This window comes from Pseudomonas sp. A-B-19 (assembly GCF_019947515.1).
Taxonomy (GTDB): Bacteria; Pseudomonadota; Gammaproteobacteria; order Pseudomonadales; family Pseudomonadaceae; genus Aquipseudomonas.
Genome location: NZ_JAGYGN010000007.1, coordinates 234,818 through 257,913, shown reverse-complemented (window position 1 = coordinate 257,913; position 23,096 = coordinate 234,818). Strand labels below are relative to the sequence as shown.

Annotated in this window: 17 protein-coding genes; 13 read left to right on the top strand and 4 right to left on the bottom strand. The window is 60.7% G+C overall.

What is annotated here, in order from left to right; genetic code table 11:
• Window positions 1-107: 107 nt before the first annotated feature.
• The 4 genes from speA to KGA81_RS10880 form a co-directional block, all read right to left on the bottom strand.
• A complete protein-coding gene (gene speA, locus KGA81_RS10895) occupies window positions 108-2,021 on the bottom strand; it encodes an arginine decarboxylase (protein WP_223545803.1) in 1,914 nt (637 codons plus the stop codon).
• 219 nt (window positions 2,022-2,240) lie between these two features.
• Window positions 2,241-2,612: a translation initiation factor Sui1 gene (locus KGA81_RS10890; RefSeq protein ID WP_223545802.1), complete on the bottom strand. Its 372-nt coding sequence runs from the start codon at window positions 2,610-2,612 to the stop codon at window positions 2,241-2,243.
• 310 nt (window positions 2,613-2,922) lie between these two features.
• Window positions 2,923-3,471 carry an NUDIX hydrolase gene (locus tag KGA81_RS10885; protein ID WP_223545801.1) on the bottom strand — a complete coding sequence of 183 codons (549 nt, stop codon included), beginning with the start codon at window positions 3,469-3,471 and terminating at the stop codon, window positions 2,923-2,925.
• A 3-nt stretch (window positions 3,472-3,474) separates the two neighbouring features.
• Entirely contained in the window at window positions 3,475-4,542 is a 1,068-nt protein-coding gene (locus KGA81_RS10880; RefSeq protein ID WP_223545800.1) for a DUF2333 family protein, read from the bottom strand.
• A gap of 487 nt (window positions 4,543-5,029) precedes the next feature.
• Between KGA81_RS10880 and KGA81_RS10875 the strand changes: the two genes are divergently transcribed.
• From KGA81_RS10875 to KGA81_RS10815, 13 genes are all read left to right on the top strand, one after another.
• On the top strand, window positions 5,030-6,700 hold the full coding sequence (locus KGA81_RS10875) for a PleD family two-component system response regulator (protein ID WP_223545799.1): 1,671 nt from the start codon (window positions 5,030-5,032) through the stop codon (window positions 6,698-6,700).
• A 52-nt stretch (window positions 6,701-6,752) separates the two neighbouring features.
• The gene (locus tag KGA81_RS10870) at window positions 6,753-8,699 is read left to right on the top strand and encodes a methyl-accepting chemotaxis protein (protein ID WP_223545798.1); all 1,947 of its coding nucleotides are present in this window, start codon (window positions 6,753-6,755) and stop codon (window positions 8,697-8,699) included.
• A gap of 161 nt (window positions 8,700-8,860) precedes the next feature.
• Complete coding sequence (locus KGA81_RS10865; protein ID WP_223545797.1) at window positions 8,861-10,606, top strand: protein-disulfide reductase DsbD; 1,746 nt, start codon at window positions 8,861-8,863, stop codon at window positions 10,604-10,606.
• Window positions 10,607-10,738: 132 nt separating this feature from the next.
• On the top strand, window positions 10,739-11,191 hold the full coding sequence (aroQ, locus tag KGA81_RS10860) for a type II 3-dehydroquinate dehydratase (protein ID WP_223545796.1): 453 nt from the start codon (window positions 10,739-10,741) through the stop codon (window positions 11,189-11,191).
• Window positions 11,192-11,239: 48 nt separating this feature from the next.
• Window positions 11,240-11,704, top strand: a complete 465-nt coding sequence (accB, locus tag KGA81_RS10855; protein ID WP_223545795.1) for an acetyl-CoA carboxylase biotin carboxyl carrier protein — start codon at window positions 11,240-11,242, stop codon at window positions 11,702-11,704.
• 17 nt (window positions 11,705-11,721) lie between these two features.
• The gene (gene accC, locus KGA81_RS10850) at window positions 11,722-13,080 is read left to right on the top strand and encodes an acetyl-CoA carboxylase biotin carboxylase subunit (protein WP_223545794.1); all 1,359 of its coding nucleotides are present in this window, start codon (window positions 11,722-11,724) and stop codon (window positions 13,078-13,080) included.
• Between the two features lie 290 nt (window positions 13,081-13,370).
• Window positions 13,371-14,249, top strand: a complete 879-nt coding sequence (prmA, locus tag KGA81_RS10845) for a 50S ribosomal protein L11 methyltransferase (protein ID WP_218430912.1) — start codon at window positions 13,371-13,373, stop codon at window positions 14,247-14,249.
• Window positions 14,250-14,279: 30 nt separating this feature from the next.
• Entirely contained in the window at window positions 14,280-15,524 is a 1,245-nt protein-coding gene (locus KGA81_RS10840; RefSeq protein ID WP_223545793.1) for a DUF3426 domain-containing protein, read from the top strand.
• Window positions 15,525-15,708: 184 nt separating this feature from the next.
• The gene (dusB, locus tag KGA81_RS10835; protein WP_218430914.1) at window positions 15,709-16,719 is read left to right on the top strand and encodes a tRNA dihydrouridine synthase DusB; all 1,011 of its coding nucleotides are present in this window, start codon (window positions 15,709-15,711) and stop codon (window positions 16,717-16,719) included.
• Entirely contained in the window at window positions 16,716-17,036 is a 321-nt protein-coding gene (gene fis / locus KGA81_RS10830; protein WP_015093301.1) for a DNA-binding transcriptional regulator Fis, read from the top strand. Before dusB ends, fis begins: the two co-directional genes overlap by 4 nt.
• An 82-nt stretch (window positions 17,037-17,118) precedes the next feature.
• Complete coding sequence (gene purH, locus KGA81_RS10825; RefSeq protein WP_223545792.1) at window positions 17,119-18,726, top strand: bifunctional phosphoribosylaminoimidazolecarboxamide formyltransferase/IMP cyclohydrolase; 1,608 nt, start codon at window positions 17,119-17,121, stop codon at window positions 18,724-18,726.
• A 143-nt stretch (window positions 18,727-18,869) separates the two neighbouring features.
• Complete coding sequence (gene purD / locus KGA81_RS10820) at window positions 18,870-20,165, top strand: phosphoribosylamine--glycine ligase (protein WP_223545791.1); 1,296 nt, start codon at window positions 18,870-18,872, stop codon at window positions 20,163-20,165.
• A gap of 100 nt (window positions 20,166-20,265) precedes the next feature.
• Window positions 20,266-23,043, top strand: a complete 2,778-nt coding sequence (locus KGA81_RS10815) for a hybrid sensor histidine kinase/response regulator (protein ID WP_223545790.1) — start codon at window positions 20,266-20,268, stop codon at window positions 23,041-23,043.
• Window positions 23,044-23,096 lie beyond the last annotated feature (53 nt).

Genomic DNA, 23,096 nt, shown 5'->3' with positions numbered 1-23,096 from the left:
GACGCGGGAAATTTCGCCAGGAATAGGAGAATTGCCGCACCAGGTCATCTGAAATTTCCGCGGCAAACGGAAAATTTTCAGACAACCTGATGAGCGTGGCGCTTACCTCAGGAAGACAGGTAAGACGAACGGGTCAGCCCCAGGCGCAAGGCATCGAGGAACTGCGTGCGCTCGGTGGCGCTGATGCGGGCACTGGCACACTTGTCGCGGTAGTGAGTCATCAGCTCCTCCGGCGACAAGTGCACGTAACGCAGCATGTCTTCGATGGTGTCGTGGGTTTCGATACCGGCGTGGTACACGCTACCGTCGGCGTTCTGGTAGATGTTCACCGAGTCGGTGTCACCGAACAGGTTGTGCATGTCGCCAAGAATTTCCTGGTAGGCACCCACCAGGAAAATCCCCAGCAGATAGTCTTCACCTTCATTCAGACCGTGCACCGGCAAGCTGGTCTCGATGCTCTGCTCGTCGACGTACTGCTTGATCTTGCCGTCGGAGTCGCAGGTCAGGTCTTGCAGCACGGCACGGCGCAGCGGCTCTTCGTCGAGACGGTGCAGCGGCAGGATCGGCAGGACCTGGCCGATGGCCCAGGTGTCCGGCAGGCTCTGGAATACCGAGAAGTTGCAGATGTACTTGTCGGCCAGCTTGTCGTTGAGTTCGTCGAGCACCTGACGGTGGGAACGCTGACGGGCCTTCAACGAGTTGTGCAGGCGGCGGCACACGGCGAAGTAGCATTGCTCGGCCAGGGCTTTTTGCGCCAGGGTCAGCTTGCCATCGGCATACTGGGAGGCGACATCACTCATGTAGTGCGTGGCACGCCAGTAGGTTTCGGTGACCATCTCGATGTCGGTCGGCCCCAGCAGGTCTACCAGCCACTGAACGGTTTCCGGCAGCTCTTCCTTGTTATCGATCTTCGGCACGTCGTCGTGGTGTTTCTCGACGTCGGTCACCTGCACCACCAGCATGGCGTGGTGAGCGGTCAGGGAGCGGCCGCTCTCGGAGAAGATGTTCGGGTGCGGCAGGCTCTGCGCGTCGCAGAATTCCTTGAGCATCCCGACCACGACGCCAGCGTAATCGTCCATGTCATAGTTGATCGAACTGGCGTTACGCGAGTGCGTGCCGTCGTAGTCCACGCCCAGACCGCCGCCGACATCGATGTGGTCCACCGGCAGGCCCAGGTTGCGCAATTCGCCGTAATAACGGATCGCTTCCTTGAAACCGTGCTGGTAGTCCGCCAGGTTGGCGATCTGCGAGCCCATGTGGAAGTGCAGCAGGCGAATGCCCTGGTCCAGACCGGCTGCGCGGAAACGCTCGACCACCGACAGCAGCTGCGCGGCCGACAGGCCGAACTTGGATTTCTCGCCGCCGGTGTCTGCCCACTTGCTCGACGCCAGAGAGGACAGGCGCACGCGCAGGCCGACCTGAGGCTTGACCTTGAGCGAGGCCGCTTCTTCGATCACCAGACCGACTTCGGACTCTTTCTCGATCACGATGAACACGTTGTGGCCGAGCTTCTGGCCCATCAGCGCCAGACGGATGAACTCGCGGTCCTTGTAACCGTTGCAGACGATGGTGCCGCCCTTCGGCGCCAGTGCCAGCACTGCCAGCAGTTCGGGCTTGGACCCGGCTTCCAGGCCGATGGAAACGTTCTGGGTGGCGATGATGTTCTCGATCACCGCTTCCTGCTGGTTCACCTTGATCGGGTACAGCGCAGTGTACTTGCTCTGGTATTCCAGGCGCTCGATGTTGGCGTCGAACGCGCCGGTCAGCTGACGCACGCGGTCTTGCAGGATGTCGGGGAAACGCACCAGCAATGGCAAGGACAAACCGCTTTTGCGCAGTTGGTCGACTTGCTCGAACAGGTCGATAGGCGAACTGGTCGGGCCGTTCGGACGAACTTCGACGCGACCGGCGTCATTGATCGCGAAATACCCGGCCCCCCAATGGCGAATCCCGTAAACACTGCGGCTGTCCGCAACTGTCCATTGGCTGCCATCGTCTTTGCGTGTGCGTCGTACGGACATCGAAGTCCCCTATAAAGAAGTCATAGTGCGTCGCCTGGGTTCAGGCCGGCGCAGTCTAAAGAATGAAAATGACGGTTCGTCAACGGGGCAATAGACCCCGCCGACCGCAACGAGTTTAGAAACCGGTCATGAACAGGCTCTGTGAAAACCATGTGGCTGACGCCAGGTCTGAATGCCATCAGGACCGGATCAAGCCGAGGGTGGTTTTCACAGAGGCTGCTAGCCGCCGGACTTCTTCGCTTTGAAACCGGACTTGATCAGTTCTGCCAAGAGTAGCTCGACATGATCGCCCTGGATTTCGATGACACCGTCTTTCAACGCCCCACCGGTACCGCAACGTTTCTTCAACGTCGTGGCCAGTTCCTTGAGCGCGTCCTCAGCCAACGGCACGCCGGTGATGGTGGTCACCGTCTTGCCGCCACGGCCCTTGCTTTCGCGGCGCACGCGAGCGATGCCGTCGCCGGCCGGGATGACGGTCTGTTTGCAGATGCAGGCGTCCACCGGTTTACTGCATTCCGGGCAATGACGACCTGCGTCGGTGGAAAATACCAGGCCGCCCAGGGCGGCGAAGGATGCGGCTTTTTTGGCCACCGGCAATCCTCTTCGGAGGACAAAGACTGGTCGCAGCACTTGGGAAGGCTATCGACCGCGAAGCCCCACTCAGGCAGGGGCAGCGCTACTGAAACGGTACGACATTCACTTCACTGTAGGAGCGAGCTTGCTCGCGATGGACGTCAACGATAACGCGGGCATCCAGAATGAACGCATCGTCTTTGAGTTCATCGCGAGCAAGCTCGCTCCTACAGCAGCAACCAGCAATACCGGTTCAGTTTGAAAAGTCGCGCAGTGTAACGGCAAAAACGCCGATTGCTAAGAGCCAATCGGCGCCAATTTATGCATCTTATGCGACGTCTTCGCCACGTGAGCGCAGATAGCGCTTCAACGCAGCCAGAGAGTCTGGGCAATAAGGCTTTTGCCCGATTTCCAGCATGACCTGATCAATGGGGATAAAGCGCGCTTCTAGCACCTCTTCCGGTTGCAGGATCAACGGACCATCCCACACCGCCGAGAACGCCGAACACCACAGGCGATTGCCGGTGTCCTCGAAAAAGAAGTGGTCATGAGCGGTCAGCTCCACTCCACTCACGCCCAGTTCTTCCTCCAGCTCCCGGGCCGCCGACTCGGCGTAGGTTTCACTGGCGAGCACCATGCCACCCGCTGCCACGTCCCAGTAACCGGGATAGATTGCCTTGCTCAGCGTGCGGCGATGCACGCACAACTCGCCAGCGGAATTGAACAACATGATGTAGGTGCCGCGCCCGATCAGCCCGCGCTCGCGCAAGTCGGAACGGACCAGGGCGCCGAGCAGGTTGTCCTGCTCGTCGACCCAGGCGATCTGTTCGGCATCGGACGCCGCGCGGTGCGCGGTTTCTCTGGTGTTATCGACCATGACTCAGCCCTGATTGAGCAATTGACGCAAATCGATCACTGCGGCGTTGGCCCGGGAAATGTAATTGGCCATGACCAGCGAGTGGTTGGCCAGTACGCCGAAGCCACTGCCGTTGAGGATCATCGGGCTCCATACCGGCTCCTGCGACGCCTCCAGTTCACGAATGATCTGGCGCACGCTGACGGTGGCGTTCTTCTTGGCCAGCACATCGGCAAAGTCGACTTCAATGGCGCGCAGCAAATGCGACAAGGCCCAGGCCTGACCGCGGGCTTCGTAGAACACGTTGTCGATTTGCAACCATGGGGTTTCAACGATTTCTTCGTCGACCTGCGGCGCCACGCCCGGTGCTACCACCTCGGTTTTCAACGCGGTGTTGAGCTTGACCCGGCCCACACTGGCCGACAGCCGTTGCGACAGCGAACCCAGACGGGTGCCGACGTCACCCAGCCAGTTGTTAAGGTTGTCGGCACGGGCATAGAACAGCGCGCTCTTCTGGTTCGGATCGGACAGGCGCGCCTGATAGCGGCTCAGGGAGTTGATGCCTTCCTGATATTCGGACTCGCTGGACGGCAGCACCCAGCTCTTGTTGTCGAAGTTGAAACGCGGCTCGGCCTTGGCCAGGTCGGCGTCTTCGGCGGACTGCGACTGCGAACGGGCGAAGTCTTTACGCATTGCCCGGCTCAGGTCGCGGACCTGCACCAACACGCCATATTCCCAGCTCGGCATATTGTCCATCCACAGGCCTGGCGGGAATCGGTCGTTGGAAATATAGCCGCCCGACTTGGTCAGCAAGGTGCCGGCGACGGTCTTCAGGGTTTCCACCGTGGTGTAGCCAACGACCATCTGCTTGCCTTCTTTCTCGGCCGCCAGTTGAGCGGTCTGCTGGACCGGGAACAGCGCCGGCTCCTGGCTCCAGTACCAGCCCAGGACACTCGCCACCAACAGGTAGATGCCCAGCAAAGTGGCCAGCGCCCGGCTGAACAACAGACCGCCCAGATAACTGCGGGTCTCCGACTTCGGTTCAGCGGCACGTTCAGGCGCACTTTCTGTGCGGTTCTTCCAGTCCAGCATGGCGATTTCCTTTCAAGCTCTTGAGGTCAACGGTTCGACCACAACCATACAACAACGTGCCTTGGCCCGGCACCCGCCATCGCACCGATGCGGAAAATTACCGGTGTTGCGGATGAAAAGATTACCTGTCCACCCGGTGACTGTGTTGCCGTCGAAATCCTCCTAATGGTTTGGATGACACGCCCCAAGGGAATCCCTGATCCCCTGAGACTAATAAAAACCGGCCGATCCGCACCGCTCAGACAGCCGTCAACGGCCAATGGTCGGTCACCCGTCAATTGCCGCCCTGCGCCCGTCAAACGCCCTGATTCACGGCACTTCACCTCCGCACACGACGACCATAAAGCCCAGGATCAGACCGATCGGTCATAAACTGAATGAAGCCACATTGCAGATTATTGACGTACAGCACTCATGTATTGGAAAAGTGGTGCTAGCATAGAGCCACCAGTCGACCTCAGTGTGCACCCTAACTAGTAGTCAGGATATGACCGAGCCAGAAGACCCCAGCCGCGAGCGCCTCAAGCACCACTTTGCCCAGCGGGTAATTCATCAGGCTCGTCAGATTCTTGAGATATGGCAGCGCCTGCAACGCAGTGAGTGGTCCACCGCCGACCTTTCGGAGTTGAGCGAGGCCAATCTGCGCCTGCTGCGTTTCGCCGAGCGCTTCGAACAACCGGAACACACGCAATTGGCACGCCACATCGGTCAGTCCCTGGAGGCGGTCGACGCTAATCGCGGACGCCTGAGCAGCGGCCTGATCACCGACCTCAATCGCTTGATGCAGCGCCTGTCACGTACCGGCCTGCGCCATGGCGACCAGCTCGATCAGACCTCCCTGCCACCGCTGCGCAAGCCCGTCTATGTGATGCTGCAGGATCACGGCCGCGCCGAGCGCCTGGCCAAACAACTGGAATTCTTCGGGCTCAGCGCCCAATCCCTGGACAGCGTAGATGCTTTTCGCTCATCGATGGTTGAGCGCTTGCCAGCGGCGATTGTCATGGATGTGGATTTCAGCGGCCCCGGCGTCGGACTGAAACTGGCCGCCCAAGCCCAGGAAGGCCTGGACTATCGCTTGCCGCTGCTGTTTTTCAGCCTGCACGAAACCGACACTCCGACCCGCCTCGCCGCCGTGCGTGCCGGTGGTCAGGAGTTCCTCACCGGCACCCTCGAAGCGTCGAGCCTGCTGGAGAAAATCGAAGTCCTGACCTGCGTTGCCCAGTACGAACCGTATAAAGTGCTGATCATCGACGACTCTCGCGCCCAGGCCCTGCACACCGAGCGCCTGCTCAACAGCGCAGGGATCATCACCCGGACGTTGATCGAGCCAATCCAGGCCATGGCCGAACTGGCGGACTTCCAGCCGGACCTGATCATCCTCGACATGTACATGCCAGCCTGCACCGGCACGGAACTGGCCAAGGTGATCCGCCATAACGATCGTTACGTCAGCGTGCCGATCATTTACCTGTCGGCCGAAGACGACCTGGACAAACAGCTCGATGCCATGAGCGAAGGCGGCGATGACTTCCTGACCAAACCGATCAAGCCCCGACACCTGATCACCACCGTGCGTAACCGCGCGGCACGGGCACGCAACCTCAAGGCACGAATGGTTCGCGACAGTCTCACCGGCCTGTACAACCACACGCATATCCTGCAATTGCTCGAAGACTGCTCGTTCCGGGCCCGCCGCGAAAGCAAGCCGCTGTGCTTTGCCATGCTCGACATCGACCATTTCAAACGGGTCAACGACAGCCACGGCCACCCCATGGGTGACCGGGTGATCAAGAGCCTGGCGCTGTTTCTCAAGCAACGCCTGCGCAAAACCGACTTCATTGGGCGCTATGGCGGTGAAGAGTTCGCCATTGTCATGCCGGACACCGATATCGAAGCGGCCTACAACGTGCTCGATGAAATCCGACAGCGTTTTGCCGAGATTCACTACCCCGCGCAACCCCAGGATCTGTGGTGCACCTTCAGCGCCGGCTTAGTGGAGTTATGCGAAAGCTCCGACAGCCTGATGATGGCCAGTCAGGCAGATGATGCGCTGTATCGCGCCAAACATGGCGGACGCAATCGAATACAGGCCGCTCGCACATCAAAGCAAAGTGCCACTTTTTTATCGGAATCGACCGATACAGTCATAACCCTGTAACAGAAACGCAATAACTTCAGGCACTTACCATTTCTGCCGTTGGTAGTCCGTAATGCGCCTGAAGCTGCTGACCAATCTCAATACCCTCCTTCTGGTGGCCGTGTGCATGGCCCTCGGCGCTACGCTGTGGTGGTCGCAGAAAGCCCTTGAGCGTCCATATCTATTAATGGAGCGCTACCTGGGCCTGTCGCAGCAATTTCAGAATGAAGTGGCCCGCAACGTCGAGGATTACCTTGGCAACGGCGATGCACTGCGCCTGAGCAGTGCCGCCCAAGGCATCGACAACCTGCAAAAAGAACTCGGCGAATTGCCACCGGCCTTGGCCGAGACATTGCGCCCCAGCCTGTCGACGCTTGAAGCGTTCAGCAAAACCGACCTGCTGGCCGCCGGCAAACTGGCAGGCGATCCGCAGGCCTTGCTGCTGCAGGCCGAGCGCGAACTGGGTGCCAGTCTCGATCAGCTCAGCCAGTACGCCAATGGCAATGCGGCCTATCTGACGCCACTGCTCAGCGCGTCGCAGCACCTGGGTAAATTGTCCCTGGCACGGGACAAACTGGTCAGCAGCGGCCGCAGCGAACTGGCTGCCGACGTCGAACGCGAAGTGGCCAACATCCGCACCCAGGCCGAAAAACTGGACACCCTGCCCTTGCTGGGCGTGACCACCAACAGTGAGTCGAACACCGATGATTTCGCCTCGATGATGGGCCTTGAGAACAAGGAAAAAACCGTCGCCGAAGATGCTGGCGTCAGCCCCAAGCGCGAACTCAACAGCCTGCTCACCCGCTACCCGGCCGAGCTCGCGCGCACTCGCGATCAAATCCGCAAACGCGCCGACCTCAGCGCCACGGCGCACGTGAAAATCGCCGACGTGCAACAGGCCATTGCCGCGCTGGAGCCGGTGGTGCGCGCCCAGCACGGACAGATCCAGGGTGAAGTGCGGCTGATGCAAGGCGTGATGATCGGTTTGATTCTGTTGATCGCACTGCTGATCGACACCCTGCAGCGCAAACTGGCCCGGACCCTGACCAACCTCGCCCCGGCCCTGTCGACCTGGGCCGAAGGCGACTTCAGCCGCGACATTCAACTGGGCAACACCAACCGTGAATTGCATGACATTGAAGCCTCGCTCAACCGCTTGCGCGCGTATCTGGTTGACCTGGTGGGGACCATTCGCCGCAATGCCGAACAGGTGGCAGGCAGCAGCCGAACCCTGGCCGACCTGAGCAACGATTTGCACAACGGTGCCGAGCATCAGGCCGGCGACACGGCGCTGATCCGCGATTCCCTCAGTGAGCTGGAAGCGACCATCCAACAAGTCGCCGGCGATGCCAGCCAGGCTGCCGACGCCAGCCGCCACGCAGGCCTCGCTGTGGAGCATGGGCAGAAAGTCATCGGTCTGAGCCTCACCGGCCTGCATGCGCTGGCGGATGAAGTGCAAGGCAATGCACAATTGATCGAACACCTGGCCGAAGAATCGGCCACCATCGGCGGCGTGTTGACGGTGATTCGCTCGATTGCCGACCAGACCAATCTGTTGGCCTTGAACGCCGCCATCGAAGCAGCCCGGGCCGGAGAAATGGGCCGAGGCTTTGCGGTGGTGGCCGAAGAGGTGCGTTCACTGGCGCAACGTACCGCCGGGGCCACCGCAGAAATCCAGACGCTGATCGCAGGGCTGCAAACCGCCGCACGGCAATCGGTGGAAGGCATGCGCGCCCAGGTCGAACACGCCGAGGCCACGGCTTGCCAGGCCCAGGCCGCCGATGGCGCGCTGGATAAAATAGTCGGGGCGATCCAGACCATTTCCGACACGGCGATACGGATCGCCGATGTCACTGCCCAGCAAAGTGGGGCTGTCAGCGAGATCCGCGACCACAGCGAGCGGATTCACCAGTTGGGTGGGGATAACTTGCTACGTATCGGTGAAGGGCGTGAGCAGGGAGAAAATCTGCTAGTGCTGGGTGGGCGACTGCATACAGCCGTTCAGGCCTTCCGCGTCTGACAGACCGCCATCGCTGGCAAGCCAGCTCCTACAGGTGCGCGGAGTTTCCGTAGGAGCTGGCTTGCCAGCGAAAGCGTCAGAACATTCATCACAAAACTGCCGCCCTGCACGCCTCGCCGTCGTCCGCTATCATCCCCCCAATTCCGATACGCGAGATCGTCATGCGCCGTTTGCTTTGCCTGCTGTTTTTAGTGTTCGCCCTGCCGGCCAGCGCCACTGGCTTGCTGGAGAACCGACCCAGCTCAAGCCTGGGCTCGATCAACAACAGCGCCGACTTCTTGCCGGTGCGCGAAGCGTTCCAGTTGAGGCTGGTAGAAAGCACGCCGCAATCGATCAAGCTGCGGTTTGTCGCCACCGAAGGCTATTACCTCTACCGGCACCGCTTTCAATTTCGCGCCGATCCCGCCGATGTTGTCCTCGGCGCGGCGAAACTGCCCGACGGCCAAGAAAAACACGATGAATACTTCGGCGATGTCGAGGTCTACCACGGCATTCTCGACGTCGAACTGCCGCGCACCGACCAACGTGCCTTCACTCTGGCCGTGACCTATCAGGGTTGCGCCGACAAAGGTTTGTGCTATCCACCGGAAACCGAGCGTTTGAGCATCGACGGCAGCGGCGCTCCAGTGACGGTTTATCCGTGGAGCTGGCGCGAACTGGCATTGTTTTTCCTCGCGGGCGTGGGCCTGACGTTCACGCCATGCGTGCTGCCCATGCTGCCTATCCTGTCCGGCGTGGTGCTGCGCGGCCAGGTCGGCGGCTGGCGCGGTTTCAATCTGTCACTGGCCTATGTGCTGCCAATGGCTGCCTGCTTTGCCCTGCTCGGTGCGCTGATGGGGCTGTTCGGTGCCCAGCTCAATCTGCAGGCGCGGTTGCAATCGGCCTGGGTACTGGTGCCTTTCGCGATGTTTTTTGCGCTGTTCGCGTTGGCGATGTTCGGTGTCTTCGAACTCAAATTGCCGCACGCCATCAGCAGTCGCCTGGACCGCATCGCCGGCCGCACCAAAGGCGGCTCGCTGTGGGGCGCTGCGGTGTTGGGCGTGGTCTCCAGCTTGCTGGTTTCACCCTGTGTTTCGGCACCCTTGGCCGGTGCGCTGCTGTACATCAGCGCCAGTGGCGATGCCCTGGGCGGAGGCTTGAAACTGTTCATGCTCGGCCTCGGCATGGGCGCACCGCTGTTGCTGGTGGCCACCGGTGGCGCAGCCTGGCTGCCGAAAAGCGGGCCGTGGCTGGTCTATGTGAAAAACGCGATCGGTGTGTTGTTGCTGGGACTGGCGATCGGCCTGCTCAGCCGCGTCTTGCCCGGTCAGGTCACCTTGCTGTTGATCGGTCTGCTGGCCGGTGGCGTCGGGCTGTTCATGGGCGCGTTGGAGTTCGTCTACAAACCGCCGCGCGAGCGCCTCGTACAGTTGCTCGCAATGTTCCTGGTGTTTTACGCCCTGGCCTGCTGGTACGGCGCGCTCAGCGGCCAGACCGACCCGTTCAACCCGATTGGCCAGCCGCGCGTCGTCGAGAGCAACCGGCCTGTGCAAGGCACCAGCAGCTGGCAAACCGTAAGCACTTCCGCCGATCTGGACCGCGCGCTCGCCGAGGCTCGCTCATCCGGCACACCGCTGTTGCTCGACTGGTATGCCGACTGGTGCATCAGCTGCAAAGTCATCGAACATGAGGTGCTGGACGACCCGGTCGTCATCGATCGCCTCAAGGGTTACCGGTTGATCCGCTTCGACATCACCGCCAGCAACGCCGAGCAACGCGCCCTGCTCGACCGTTACCAACTGTTCGGCCCACCGGCCCTGATGTTTTTCGGCAAGGATGGCGTCGAACGTGCCGATGTGCGGGTGATTGGCGAGATCAATGCCAAAGACTTCGCCGAACGTGTTGCCAGGGCGAATGACCACATTTAATCAAGCAGTCATATATTTCGCGCAAACATCGGTCATCGTGCTGGCTATTGCAGAGAACTGGACAGTCACAAAGGCTTTGCGGCATAGTCTCCAGGTTCTGACAATTGCTCACAGGAAATAAAGGAACAGCCGATGGCGACCCTACTGGTTCTGCACGGACCCAACCTGAACTTGCTCGGCACCCGTGAACCGGGCACCTACGGCGCCACGACGCTGGCGCAGATCGACCAGGATCTGGAACGCCGCGCCCGCGAAGCCGGTCACCATTTGCTGCACCTGCAAAGCAATGCCGAGTACGAATTGATCGACCGCATTCACGCTGCCCGCAGCGAAGGCGTGGACTTCATTCTGATCAACCCAGCAGCTTTTACACATACAAGTGTCGCATTACGTGACGCGCTGCTGGCGGTGAGCATCCCATTCATCGAAGTGCATTTGTCTAACGTGCACAAACGCGAACCTTTCCGCCATCACTCTTACTTCTCCGACGTAGCGGTGGGAGTGATCTGCGGCCTTGGCGCCAGCGGTTATCGACTGGCCCTGGAGGCTGCCCTAGAGCAGATTGAAAGACAGGCAACAGCTTGAACAACAAGCGTTAAACGCCCCTGACCGACCCTTGGGAGTTGATGATTCATGGATATCCGTAAAGTTAAGAAACTGATCGAATTGCTGGAAGAGTCCGGCATCGACGAGCTCGAGATCAAGGAAGGCGAAGAGTCCGTACGCATCAGCCGTCATAGCAAGACCCCGGCCCAGCAGTACTACGCGCCGGCTCCAATGCATGCTCCGGCTGCCGCGCCTGTCGCTGCCGCTGCTCCGGTTGCCGCTGCCGCACCTGTTGCTGCCGCCGCGCCAGCACTGAACGGCGCCGTTGCCCGTTCGCCGATGGTCGGTACGTTCTATCGCAAATCTTCGCCATCCTCGCCGTCCTTCGTGGAAGTCGGGCAGACCGTGAAGAAAGGCGACACCCTGTGCATCGTTGAAGCCATGAAGATGATGAACCACATCGAAGCTGAAACCAGCGGTGTGATCGAATCCATCCTCGTCGAAGACGGCCAGCCGGTTGAGTACGACCAACCGCTGTTCACCATCGTTTGAACCGCGGAGAGCCTTTGATGACTGCGAAGTTGGAAAAAGTTCTGATCGCCAACCGCGGTGAGATCGCCCTGCGGATCCTGCGCGCCTGCAAAGAGATGGGCATCAAGACCGTCGCCGTTTACTCCAAGGCTGACAAGGAACTGATGCACCTGGGCCTGGCAGACGAATCCGTCTGCATCGGTCCGGCATCGGCCGCCCACTCCTACCTGCACATTCCGGCAATCATCGCCGCGGCCGAAGTGACTGGCGCCACCGCCATTCACCCGGGCTACGGCTTCCTTGCGGAAAACGCCGACTTCGCCGAACAGGTCGAGAAATCCGGCTTCGCGTTCATTGGCCCGAAAGCCGAAACCATTCGCCTGATGGGCGACAAGGTATCGGCCAAGCAAGCCATGATCGCTGCCGGCGTGCCGACTGTTCCGGGTTCTGACGGCCCGCTGCCGGAAGACGAAGAAACCGCTCTGCGCATCGGCCGCGAAGTCGGTTACCCGGTGATCATCAAGGCCGCTGGCGGCGGCGGTGGTCGCGGCATGCGCGTTGTGCACAAAGAAGAAGACCTGATTTCCTCGGCGAAACTGACCCGCTCCGAAGCAGGCGCGGCGTTCGGCAACCCGATGGTCTATCTGGAAAAATTCCTGACCAACCCACGTCACGTGGAAGTCCAGGTACTTTCCGACGGCCAGGGCCACGCTATCCATCTGGGCGACCGCGACTGCTCGCTGCAACGTCGTCACCAGAAGGTTCTTGAAGAAGCGCCGGCACCGGGCATCGACGAGAACGCACGTGAGGAAGTACTCGCACGCTGCGTCAGGGCGTGCATCGATATCGGTTACCGTGGCGCAGGCACTTTCGAGTTCCTGTACGAAAACGGCCACTTCTACTTCATCGAGATGAACACTCGTGTCCAGGTAGAACACCCGGTTTCGGAAATGGTCACCGGCATCGACATCGTCAAGGAGATGCTCAGCATCGCCGCCGGCAACAAGCTGTCGTTCACCCAGGATGACGTGGTCATCCGCGGTCACGCGCTGGAATGCCGGATCAACGCCGAAGACCCGAAAACCTTCATGCCGAGCCCGGGCACGGTCAAGCATTTCCACGCTCCAGGCGGCAACGGCGTTCGTGTCGACTCGCACCTGTACAGTGGCTATGCCGTTCCGCCGAACTACGACTCGTTGATCGGCAAGCTGATCACCTACGGCGCAACCCGTGACGAAGCCATGGCGCGCATGCGCAATGCGCTGGACGAAATCGTGGTCGACGGGATCAAGACCAACATCCCGTTGCACCGCGACCTGACCCGCGATGAAGGCTTCTGCAAAGGGGGCGTGAACATTCACTACCTCGAGCACAAGCTGGCTGGCGAAAAGCACTAAGCTTCGAGCCGATCAACAAGGCCGCCTTCGGGCGGCTTTGTTGTATCTGGACATTTCGTCTGACCGAACACCGCCCCCCCCCCTGTGGGAGCGAGCTTGCTCGCGATGGCGTCGGCAAATCCACTACCTATGTCGACTGATACACCGCTATCGCGAGCAAGCTCGCTCCCACAGGGGTATGTACCGATGTACAGGGCAAGCCACTCCCACAAAACCTCTGCGCTCGCGTAAACTTGCGTCCTTCTCGCAGCCTGCCAGGTTGCATTCAATATTTTTCAAAGGTGCCCGCCATGCCTTGGCTGCAAGTACGTCTCGCCATCAGCCCGGAACAAGCCGAAACCTATGAAGACGCTTTCCTTGAAGTGGGCGCCGTGTCGGTGACCTTCATGGACGCCGAAGACCAGCCGATCTTCGAGCCGGAACTCAATACCACACCGCTGTGGTCGCACACGCACCTGCTGGCCCTGTTCGAAGGTGGTACCGAGCCCGGCCCGGTACTGGCTCATCTGGAGTTGCTGACCGGCAGCCCGCTACCTGAACACCACAGCGAAGTGATCGAAGACCAGGACTGGGAACGCAGCTGGATGGACGGCTTCCAGCCAATGCGGTTCGGCCAGCGCCTGTGGATCGTGCCGAGCTGGCACGCCGCGCCCGAGCCCGACGCAGTCAACCTGCTGCTGGACCCGGGCCTGGCATTCGGCACCGGCACCCACCCGACCACCGCACTGTGCCTGGAATGGCTCGACGGTCAGGACCTGAAAGACTGCAACGTGCTGGACTTCGGTTGCGGTTCGGGGATTCTGGCGATTGCCGCGCTGTTGCTCGGCGCCAGGGAGGCCGTGGGCACCGATATCGACGTGCAGGCGCTGGAAGCCTCACGCGACAATGCCGGACGCAACAACATTGCCGATGAGCTCTTCGCGCTGTATCTGCCGCAAGACTTGCCACAGGTTCAGGCTGACGTGCTGGTGGCCAACATTCTCGCCGGCCCGCTGGTCTCCCTGGCGCCGCAGTTGTCCGGCCTGGTCAAGTCCGGCGGTCGCCTGGCGCTGTCGGGCATCCTCGCCGAACAGGGCGACGAAGTCGCTGCCGCCTACGCCAAGGACTTCGATCTGGACCCGATCGCCAATCGTGATGGCTGGGTGCGCATCACTGGCCGTCGGCGCTAGAATGGCCGTCTGCATAATCCGGAACGCCGCATGACCGATAGCTTCGTCACTCAGTGCCCGCATTGCCAAACCAGCTTCCGCGTCAGCCATGCCCAGTTGAGCGTGGCGCGTGGCGTGGTTCGCTGCGGCTCCTGCCTGCAGGTGTTCAATGCCGCCAGGCAGCTGCTTGAGCAGGCCGGCAAGGAACCACCGGCAGCGAAGCCACTCCCGCCCGAGCAGCCCCTTGAAGCATCGCCGCCGCGCGCCATCAGCCAAAGGCAATGGAGCGCCACCGAGCTGGATCTGGACAGTCTCGACCTCGACGAAGAACTCGCCCGGCTCGAACAGCGGGAAATCCAGCCAGCCACCGAGCTCGGCCGCCATCGCGACGAATCGCTGAGCGCCCGTCGCGACAGCTCCGGGCAGGATGACGAAGAGCCGTGGTCCGACAGCCTGTTCAGTGAATCGGCGGCCGATCGTGCGCAACTCGACGAACCGCTCGAAAGCCTTGAAACGCCAGAACCGACAATCGAACCGGGCAAAGCCTCACGCACCGAACCTTCGCTGTCCCTGGAACCGGTTGACCTCGACGACGAACCACAGCCACCCCATTTGCGATTGCACGACCCTCTCGATGCGCCACTGAACCACGAACGCCTGTCAGCCGCCGACGATAACGAAACCGACGACAACCTGCCCTCGATCGAACCGCTGCGCAAGCGACGCGAACGTAGCGAGCCGGGCGTGCGTGCCGAAGTGCTGCAAGACCTGACCGACGACCCACTGCAACTGGACTGGCAAAAACGCCGCTCGCCCTGGGGCCGACGGCTGTTGTGGTTGCTGCTGGTGCTGATTGCTGCTGGCGCCCTCGCTGGCCAGTACATCGCCTACCATTTCGATGAACTGGCGCGACAGGATCAGTATCGCCCGTGGTTCCAGCAACTGTGCCCGCAAATCGGCTGCACCGTGCCATCCAAGGTCGACATCGCGAAAATCAAGAGCAGCAACCTGGTGGTGCGCAGCCATCCCGAGTTCAATGGCGCCCTGGTGGTCGATGCGATCATCTATAACCGCGCGCCCTTCTCCCAGCCCTTCCCGCTGCTGGAACTGCGCTTCGCCGACCTCAATGGCCACCTGATCGCCAGTCGCCGCTTCAAACCCGGCGAGTACCTCAATGGCGATCTCGAAGGCATGGCGGAAATGCCTCCGCAAACGCCGATACACATCGCCCTAGACATTCTCGACCCCGGTGCCAAGGCTGTGAACTACAGTCTGAGCTTCCACTCTCCAGAGTGAAACGCTTCTATGCTCCCCGATTGACGTTGGCGTTCTGACTCCCCCAGGCAAACCAAACCACGGGTAATAACAGAATAACTGTTCAGATTTTGTTCAATTCAGCCTTTATCCAGTCATCGAGAGCGGGTATCATGCCAACCCTTTTTCGAACTCTCATGATCCGGCCCCACAACAGGGAAGTCCTATGTCGGCGGTACGCATCGGCCCATACACATTACACAACAGCTTGATTCTCGCCCCCATGGCGGGCGTCACTGACCAGCCCTTTCGTCAGCTGTGCAAGCGTTTGGGCGCGGGACTGGTCGTCTCGGAAATGGTCACCAGCGACATGAGCTTGTGGAACACCCGCAAGTCGCGCATGCGCATGATCCACAAAGGTGATCCCGAGCCACGCTCGGTACAGATCGCCGGTGGGGACGCGCAAATGCTGGCGGACGCCGCCCGTGCCAATGTTGAAATGGGCGCGCAGATTATTGATATCAACATGGGCTGTCCGGCAAAAAAAGTCTGCAACAAGGCAGCCGGCTCCGCACTGTTGAAGGATGAAGCCCTGGTAACCGAGATCCTGCAGGCCGTCGTGGCTGCGGTCGATGTGCCGGTTACCCTGAAGATCCGGACCGGTTGGGACCGGGACAACAAGAATGGCCTGACGGTGGCAAAGATCGCCGAGCAGGCAGGCATTACGGCGCTGGCGGTGCATGGCCGCACCCGAGCCGACCTGTACACAGGTGTTGCCGAGTACGACACCATTGCCGCGATCAAGCAGGCGGTGTCGATTCCGGTCTTCGCCAACGGCGATATCGACTCGCCGGAAAAAGCCCGGTACGTGCTCGACGCGACCGGTGCCGATGGTTTGTTGATTGGCCGGGCTGCCCAGGGGCGGCCATGGATTTTTCGCGAGATCGACCATTTCCTGCGTACCGGCGAAAAGCTCCCGGCGCTGGAACTGATCGAGGTGGAACGCATTCTGCTAGAGCATCTGGCCGCCCTGCACGCCTTCTATGGCGATGTCATGGGTGTGCGCATTGCTCGAAAGCATGTGGGCTGGTATCTCGCAACCCTGCCGGGCGCCAGGGAGTTTCGCGCCCACTTCAATCGTTTGGATGGTACGGATACACAATGCGCCAACGTTCGGGCGTTTTTCGCCGAGCGTTACAAGAGCCTGACAGGGGACGGAGAGTGGGTGGCCGCATGACGATGATGACCGAGACTTTAGTGAGTGGAACAACACCCGTGAGCGACAACGTAAATTTGAAACAGCACCTCAATACGCCGAGCGAAGAAGGCCAGACCCTTCGCGGGAGTGTCGAGAAGGCGCTGCACAATTATTTCGCCCACCTTGAGGGCGCTGCCGTCACGGATGTGTACAACCTGGTGCTCTCCGAAGTCGAGGCTCCCCTGCTCGAGTGCGTGATGAATTACGTCAAGGGCAACCAGACCAAGGCCAGCGAGATGCTCGGACTGAACCGGGGCACGCTGCGCAAGAAACTCAAGCAGTACGATTTGTTGTAAGCATTCAATCAAACCAGAAAGGCGCCCGCGTAAAACCGGTCGCCTTTTTTGCTGACTTCCTTTGCTTTTGATGGACATTGAGATGACCGACCAGACTACTCGCCTGCCGATCCGCCGCGCCTTGATCAGCGTTTCCGACAAGACCGGGATCCTCGAATTCGCCAAGGAGCTTGAAGCTCTGGGCGTCGAGATCCTCTCCACCGGCGGAACGTTCAAGCTGCTGCAGGACAACGGCGTTGCCGCAGTGGAAGTCGCTGATTACACCGGCTTTGCCGAAATGATGGACGGTCGGGTGAAGACCCTGCACCCGAAAATCCACGGCGGGATCCTCGGTCGTCGCGGTATCGACGACGCCATCATGAACGAACACGGCATCAAGCCGATCGATCTGGTTGCGGTCAACCTGTACCCGTTCGAAGCCACCATCAGCAAGCCAGGCTGTGACCTGCCGACCGCCATCGAAAACATCGACATCGGCGGCCCGACCATGGTTCGTTCGGCAGCCAAGAACCACAAAGACGTGGCCATCGTGGTCAACGCCAGCGATTACGCCCGCGTCCTGGAAAACCTCAAGGCCGGCGGCCTGACCTACGCTCAGCGTTTCGACCTGATGCTCAAGGCCTTCGAGCACACCGCGGCCTATGACGGCATGATCGCCAACTACATGGGCACCGTGAACCAGGCTGCCGACACCCTCAGCACAGAAGGTCGCAGCGAGTTCCCGCGCACCTTCAACAGCCAGTTCATCAAAGCCCAGGAAATGCGCTACGGCGAGAACCCGCACCAGAGCGCGGCGTTCTACGTGGAAGCCAAGCCTGCCGAAGTCGGCATCGCCACCGCGACCCAACTGCAAGGCAAGGAACTGTCGTACAACAACGTGGCCGACACCGACGCCGCGCTGGAATGCGTAAAGAGCTTTGTCAAGCCGGCCTGCGTGATCGTCAAGCACGCCAACCCATGTGGTGTGGCGGTCAGCCCTGATGCCGAAGGCGGCATCCGCAAGGCCTACGACCTGGCCTATGCCACTGACACCGAATCCGCGTTTGGCGGCATCATTGCCTTCAACCGTGAACTGGATGCCGAGACCGCCAAGGCGATCGTCGAGCGTCAGTTCGTCGAAGTGATCATCGCGCCATCGGTCAGCGAAGAAGCCCGCGCCATCGTCGCCGCCAAAGCCAACGTACGCCTGTTGGCCTGCGGCGAATGGTCGGCTGACCGCGCAGCGGCCTGGGACTACAAGCGCGTCAACGGAGGCCTGCTGGTACAGAGCCGCGACATCGGCATGATCGGCGCCGACGACCTGAAAGTAGTGACCAAGCGCGCACCGAGCGAGCAGGAAATCCACGACCTGATATTCGCCTGGAAAGTCGCCAAGTACGTGAAGTCCAACGCCATCGTCTACGCCAAAAACCGTCAGACCATCGGTGTCGGCGCCGGCCAGATGAGCCGCGTGAACTCGGCACGTATTGCGGCCATCAAGGCCGAGCATGCTGGCTTGCAGGTTCAAGGTGCGGTCATGGCATCCGACGCATTCTTCCCGTTCCGCGATGGCATCGACAATGCAGCCAAGGCCGGTATCACTGCGGTGATCCAGCCAGGCGGTTCGATGCGTGACAACGAAGTGATTGCTGCTGCCGACGAAGCCGGCATCGCGATGGTGTTCACCGGCATGCGCCACTTCCGTCACTAAGTACACGTCCACTGTAGGAGCCGGCTTGCCGGCGAAGGGGCCCCGTCAGACACACCGCGGCGCTCCTTTCGCTGGCAAGCCAGCTCCTACAAAGGCATCCAGCCGGATGCTTCCCCGAATTAGCGTCATCCGAGGTTTTTGAAATGAATGTTTTGATCATTGGCAGCGGTGGCCGTGAACACGCCCTGGCCTGGAAAGTGGCTCAGGATCCGCGCGTGCAGAAGGTGTACGTGGCTCCGGGCAACGCCGGTACCGCTATCGAAGCAAAGTGCGAGAACGTCGCCATTGACGTACTGGCCCTTGAGCAACTGGCAGACTTTGCCGAGAAAAACGTTTCCCTGACCATCGTTGGCCCTGAAGTGCCGCTGGTTGCCGGTGTTGTGGACCTGTTCCGCAGCCGCGGCCTCGATTGCTTCGGTCCGACTGCCGGCGCTGCGCAGCTGGAAGGTTCGAAAGCCTTCACCAAGGACTTCCTGGCTCGCCACAAGATCCCGACTGCCGACTACCAGAACTTCACCGAAATCGAGCCAGCCCTGGCCTACCTGCGTGAAAAAGGCGCTCCGATCGTGATCAAGGCCGACGGCCTGGCCGCCGGCAAAGGCGTGATCGTCGCCATGACCCTGGCTGAAGCCGAAGACGCCGTGCGCGACATGCTGGCGGGCAATGCCTTTGGCGATGCGGGTTCGCGCGTGGTCATCGAAGAGTTCCTGGACGGCGAAGAAGCCAGCTTCATCGTCATGGTCGACGGCAAGAACGTGCTGCCGATGGCCACCAGCCAGGACCACAAACGCGTCGGTGACGGCGACACCGGTCCAAACACCGGCGGCATGGGTGCTTACTCCCCGGCACCCGTGGTCACCGCCGACGTACACAAGCGCGTCATGGACCTGGTGATCTGGCCGACCGTGCGCGGCATGGCCGAGGAAGGCAATGTCTACACTGGCTTCCTGTACGCCGGCCTGATGATCGACAAGGCTGGTAACCCAAAAGTCATCGAATTCAACTGCCGTTTCGGCGACCCTGAGACCCAACCGGTGATGCTGCGTCTGCAGTCGAGCCTGGTGCTGCTGGTCGAAGCCGCCCTGGCGCAGGCGCTGGATAAAGTGGAAGCGCAATGGGATCCACGTCCGAGCGTCGGCATCGTCCTGGCCGCTGGCGGCTATCCTGGTGATTACGCCAAAGGCGCAGCCATCAAGGGGCTGGATGCAGCCGCCGCACTGGAAGGCAAGATTTTCCACGCCGGTACTGCGCTCAAGGATAGTCAGGTGGTGACGGCCGGTGGTCGCGTGCTGTGCGCCACGGCCATGGGTGCCAGCGTCGACGCTGCGCAACAGCAGGCCTACAAGCTGGCGGCTACGATTGACTGGGAAGGCTGCTTCTATCGCAAGGACATTGGCTACCGCGCCATTGCCCGCGAGCGTGGCGAGAATCGGGAATAAGGTAAACACCGCGCCAGGCAATGAAAACGGTTCATTGCCTGGCTATTGCGGCACCGCGCATCGTTATATTCTGGCATCAACCTAACGAAGGGATTTCGCCGTGCGCTGGCTCAGGATTGCCATAAGCTTAACCGTCACTTTGCTGACCTTGCTCTGCATGCTACCGGCCCAGGCCGCGCAAGGCAGTGGCTGGGCGGTATTGCTCGACGAACAGGGCGACCTGCAACTGAGCGACATCCGTTCCGCACGCTATACCAATCAATTCAGCCCTATCGAACTCGACCGCATTACCGCGGCCGAACCCGATGGCGCGTTATGGTTGCGATTCAGGCTTGCGCCGGGCAACCACGAACAGTTGCTGCGAGTGTTCGCGCCTGACCTGCGCCAGTTCAACATGTACGTGCTGGACGGCGACAAGCTGATCGATCAATCCAGTACGGGCAACGAACAGCCGCAATCGGAGCGACCATTGCCCAGCAGCGACTTCATGCTGGCCCTGCCACAAAGCGACACCCCGCTCGACGTTTACCTGCGACTGGCTTCCGACCACCAGTTACGCCCCTACATCACCCTGCAATCGGCGATCCTCGCGGCTGCCAACCAGAACCAGACGCTGATCTATGGCCTGCTGTTCGGTTGCATCGCCATGTTGATCCTGCACAATCTCATTCGCTACACCTACACCCGCTCGCACAGCGCCCTTTGGCTGGCGACGTGCGAAGGGTTGTTGATGCTCAGCCTGCTGCTGTTGCTGAACCTCGCCGGTCCCTGGCTGCCGGACTGGCATGCACTGCAAGCGCCGGGGGCTTACCTGGCATTGTTAATGACTGCGCCCTGCGGCCTGATGCTTACCTATCGCTTCTTCTCCCCACTCGGGCCGCACCCGCTGAACCGCTTGCTGCTCGGCGAGATCCTGCTCATCACCGCCTGCGGCCTGATGCTGCTGTTCGTCAATACCTTGCCGCTGAACTTCATTACCTACGGCCTGGTAGCCCTGGCAGGCCTGACCATGCTGTTCATCAGCGCCCATCACTGGCAAAAAGGTTATCGCCCGGCTCGCCTCTTCGTGGTGGCCATGGTGGTGTTCAACCTCGGGACACTGATCATCCTGCCTGCCCTGTTGGGGCTGACCCTGATCGAACCCCATGGTCTGCTCACCATCTTGCTGGTGTTCATCTGCATCAGCGGCCTGCTGATGAGCATTGCATTAAGCGAGCGCCAGCGCCGCATCACCGAAGACCGCTTCAGCATCAGCCGCGACCTGGCGGCCAGCAACGCCGAGATCAACGCCAAGGCCGAGTTCCTGGCGAAGATCAGCCATGAGATCCGCACCCCGATGAACGGCGTCCTCGGCATGACCGAGCTGCTGCTGGGCACGCCGCTTTCGGTCAAGCAACGCGACTATGTGCAGACGATCCACAGCGCTGGCAACGAGCTGCTGACACTGATCAATGAAATTCTCGACATCTCAAAACTCGAGTCCGGGCAGATCGAGCTGGACGACGTGCAGTTCGACCTCAACGCGCTGATCGAAGACTGCCTGAACATCTTCCGCGCCAAGGCCGAGCAGCAAAACGTCGAGTTGATCAGCTTCATCCAGCCGCAAGTGCCGCGGGTGATCAGCGGTGACCCGACACGCTTGCGCCAGACCCTGTTGAGCCTGCTGGAAAACGCCCTGAAAAAAACCGATGAAGGCGAAATCCTGATCGTCGTGGCGCTCGACGAGCGCAACAACAAACCACGCCTGCGTATTGCCGTGCAGGACAGCGGCGAGCCAATGGACGCCGAAGAACGTGACGCCCTGATGCACACCGAGCTGCACAGCCGACATTTCCTTTCGGCCACCCACCTGGGCGGCAACCTGGGGCTAGTGATTGCCCGCCAACTGATCCGCTTGATGCAAGGGGAGTTCGGGATAAAGAGTGGCACCAACCAGGGCAGCACCCTGTGGCTGACCCTGCCGCTGGACCCGGATCGCCTCGAACACCCGACCTCCGACCTCGACGGCCCGCTGCAAGGCGCGCGGGTACTGGTGGTGGACGACAATGACACCTGTCGCAAGGTGCTGGTGCAGCAATGCAGCGCCTGGGGCCTGAACGTCAGCGCCGCGCCTTCCGGCAAGGAAGCGCTTGCACTGCTGCGCACCAAGGCTCATTTGCGTGATTACTTCGATGTGGTCCTGCTGGACCAGAACATGCCCGGCATGACCGGCATGCAACTGGCGGCAAAGATCAAGGAAGACCCGAGCCTGAACCATGACATCCTGCTGATCATGCTCACCGGCATCAGCAACGCACCGAGCAAGATCATCGCGCGCAACTCCGGGATCAAGCGCATCCTCGCCAAGCCGGTAGCCGGCTACACCCTCAAGACCACCCTGGCCGACGAACTGACCCAACGCAACAAAGGTCTCGTCGCGACCCAGCCCGTACCAAGCGGCCAGGTCCTGCCGGTCAAGGTCCCCTGCGACTTCCGCATTCTGGTGGCCGAAGACAACAGCATCTCGACCAAGGTAATCCGCGGCATGCTGAGCAAGCTCAACCTGCAACCGGATACTGCCTGCAACGGCGAAGAAGCCTTGCAAGCGATGAAAGCCCAGCGTTACGACCTGGTGCTGATGGACTGCGAAATGCCGATCCTCGACGGTTTCTCGGCCACCCAGCAGTTGCGTGCCTGGGAAGTCGGCAACCAGCGGGTCCGTACCCCGGTGGTGGCGTTGACCGCCCATATCCTTGCCGAACACAAAGAGCGTGCGCGACAGGCCGGCATGGACGGACACATGGCCAAGCCGGTCGAACTGTCACAGTTGCGCGAGCTGATCGAACACTGGGTCGCCCAGCGTGACCAGCAGAATCGCGCAACGACCCAACCGTCCTGAGCCGACAGACTGCGCAACCCCTGATAGACTCTCCCGTCTTCCCTCGCCAGTGA

Bases quoted from the DNA above. Each gene is read 5' to 3' on its own strand.
- purD (WP_223545791.1), top strand. From the start codon at position 18,870: ATGAATGTTTTGATCATTGGCAGCGGTGGCCGTGAACACGCCCTGGCC.
- purH (WP_223545792.1), top strand. From the start codon at position 17,119: ATGACCGACCAGACTACTCGCCTGCCGATCCGCCGCGCCTTGATCAGC.
- KGA81_RS10875 (WP_223545799.1), top strand. From the start codon at position 5,030: ATGACCGAGCCAGAAGACCCCAGCCGCGAGCGCCTCAAGCACCACTTT.
- accB (WP_223545795.1), top strand. From the start codon at position 11,240: ATGGATATCCGTAAAGTTAAGAAACTGATCGAATTGCTGGAAGAGTCC.
- accC (WP_223545794.1), top strand. From the start codon at position 11,722: ATGACTGCGAAGTTGGAAAAAGTTCTGATCGCCAACCGCGGTGAGATC.
- aroQ (WP_223545796.1), top strand. From the start codon at position 10,739: ATGGCGACCCTACTGGTTCTGCACGGACCCAACCTGAACTTGCTCGGC.
- KGA81_RS10885 (WP_223545801.1), bottom strand. From the start codon at position 3,471: ATGGTCGATAACACCAGAGAAACCGCGCACCGCGCGGCGTCCGATGCC.
- KGA81_RS10870 (WP_223545798.1), top strand. From the start codon at position 6,753: ATGCGCCTGAAGCTGCTGACCAATCTCAATACCCTCCTTCTGGTGGCC.
- dusB (WP_218430914.1), top strand. From the start codon at position 15,709: ATGTCGGCGGTACGCATCGGCCCATACACATTACACAACAGCTTGATT.
- speA (WP_223545803.1), bottom strand. From the start codon at position 2,021: ATGTCCGTACGACGCACACGCAAAGACGATGGCAGCCAATGGACAGTT.
- KGA81_RS10865 (WP_223545797.1), top strand. From the start codon at position 8,861: ATGCGCCGTTTGCTTTGCCTGCTGTTTTTAGTGTTCGCCCTGCCGGCC.
- KGA81_RS10840 (WP_223545793.1), top strand. From the start codon at position 14,280: ATGACCGATAGCTTCGTCACTCAGTGCCCGCATTGCCAAACCAGCTTC.
- prmA (WP_218430912.1), top strand. From the start codon at position 13,371: ATGCCTTGGCTGCAAGTACGTCTCGCCATCAGCCCGGAACAAGCCGAA.
- fis (WP_015093301.1), top strand. From the start codon at position 16,716: ATGACGATGATGACCGAGACTTTAGTGAGTGGAACAACACCCGTGAGC.
- KGA81_RS10880 (WP_223545800.1), bottom strand. From the start codon at position 4,542: ATGCTGGACTGGAAGAACCGCACAGAAAGTGCGCCTGAACGTGCCGCT.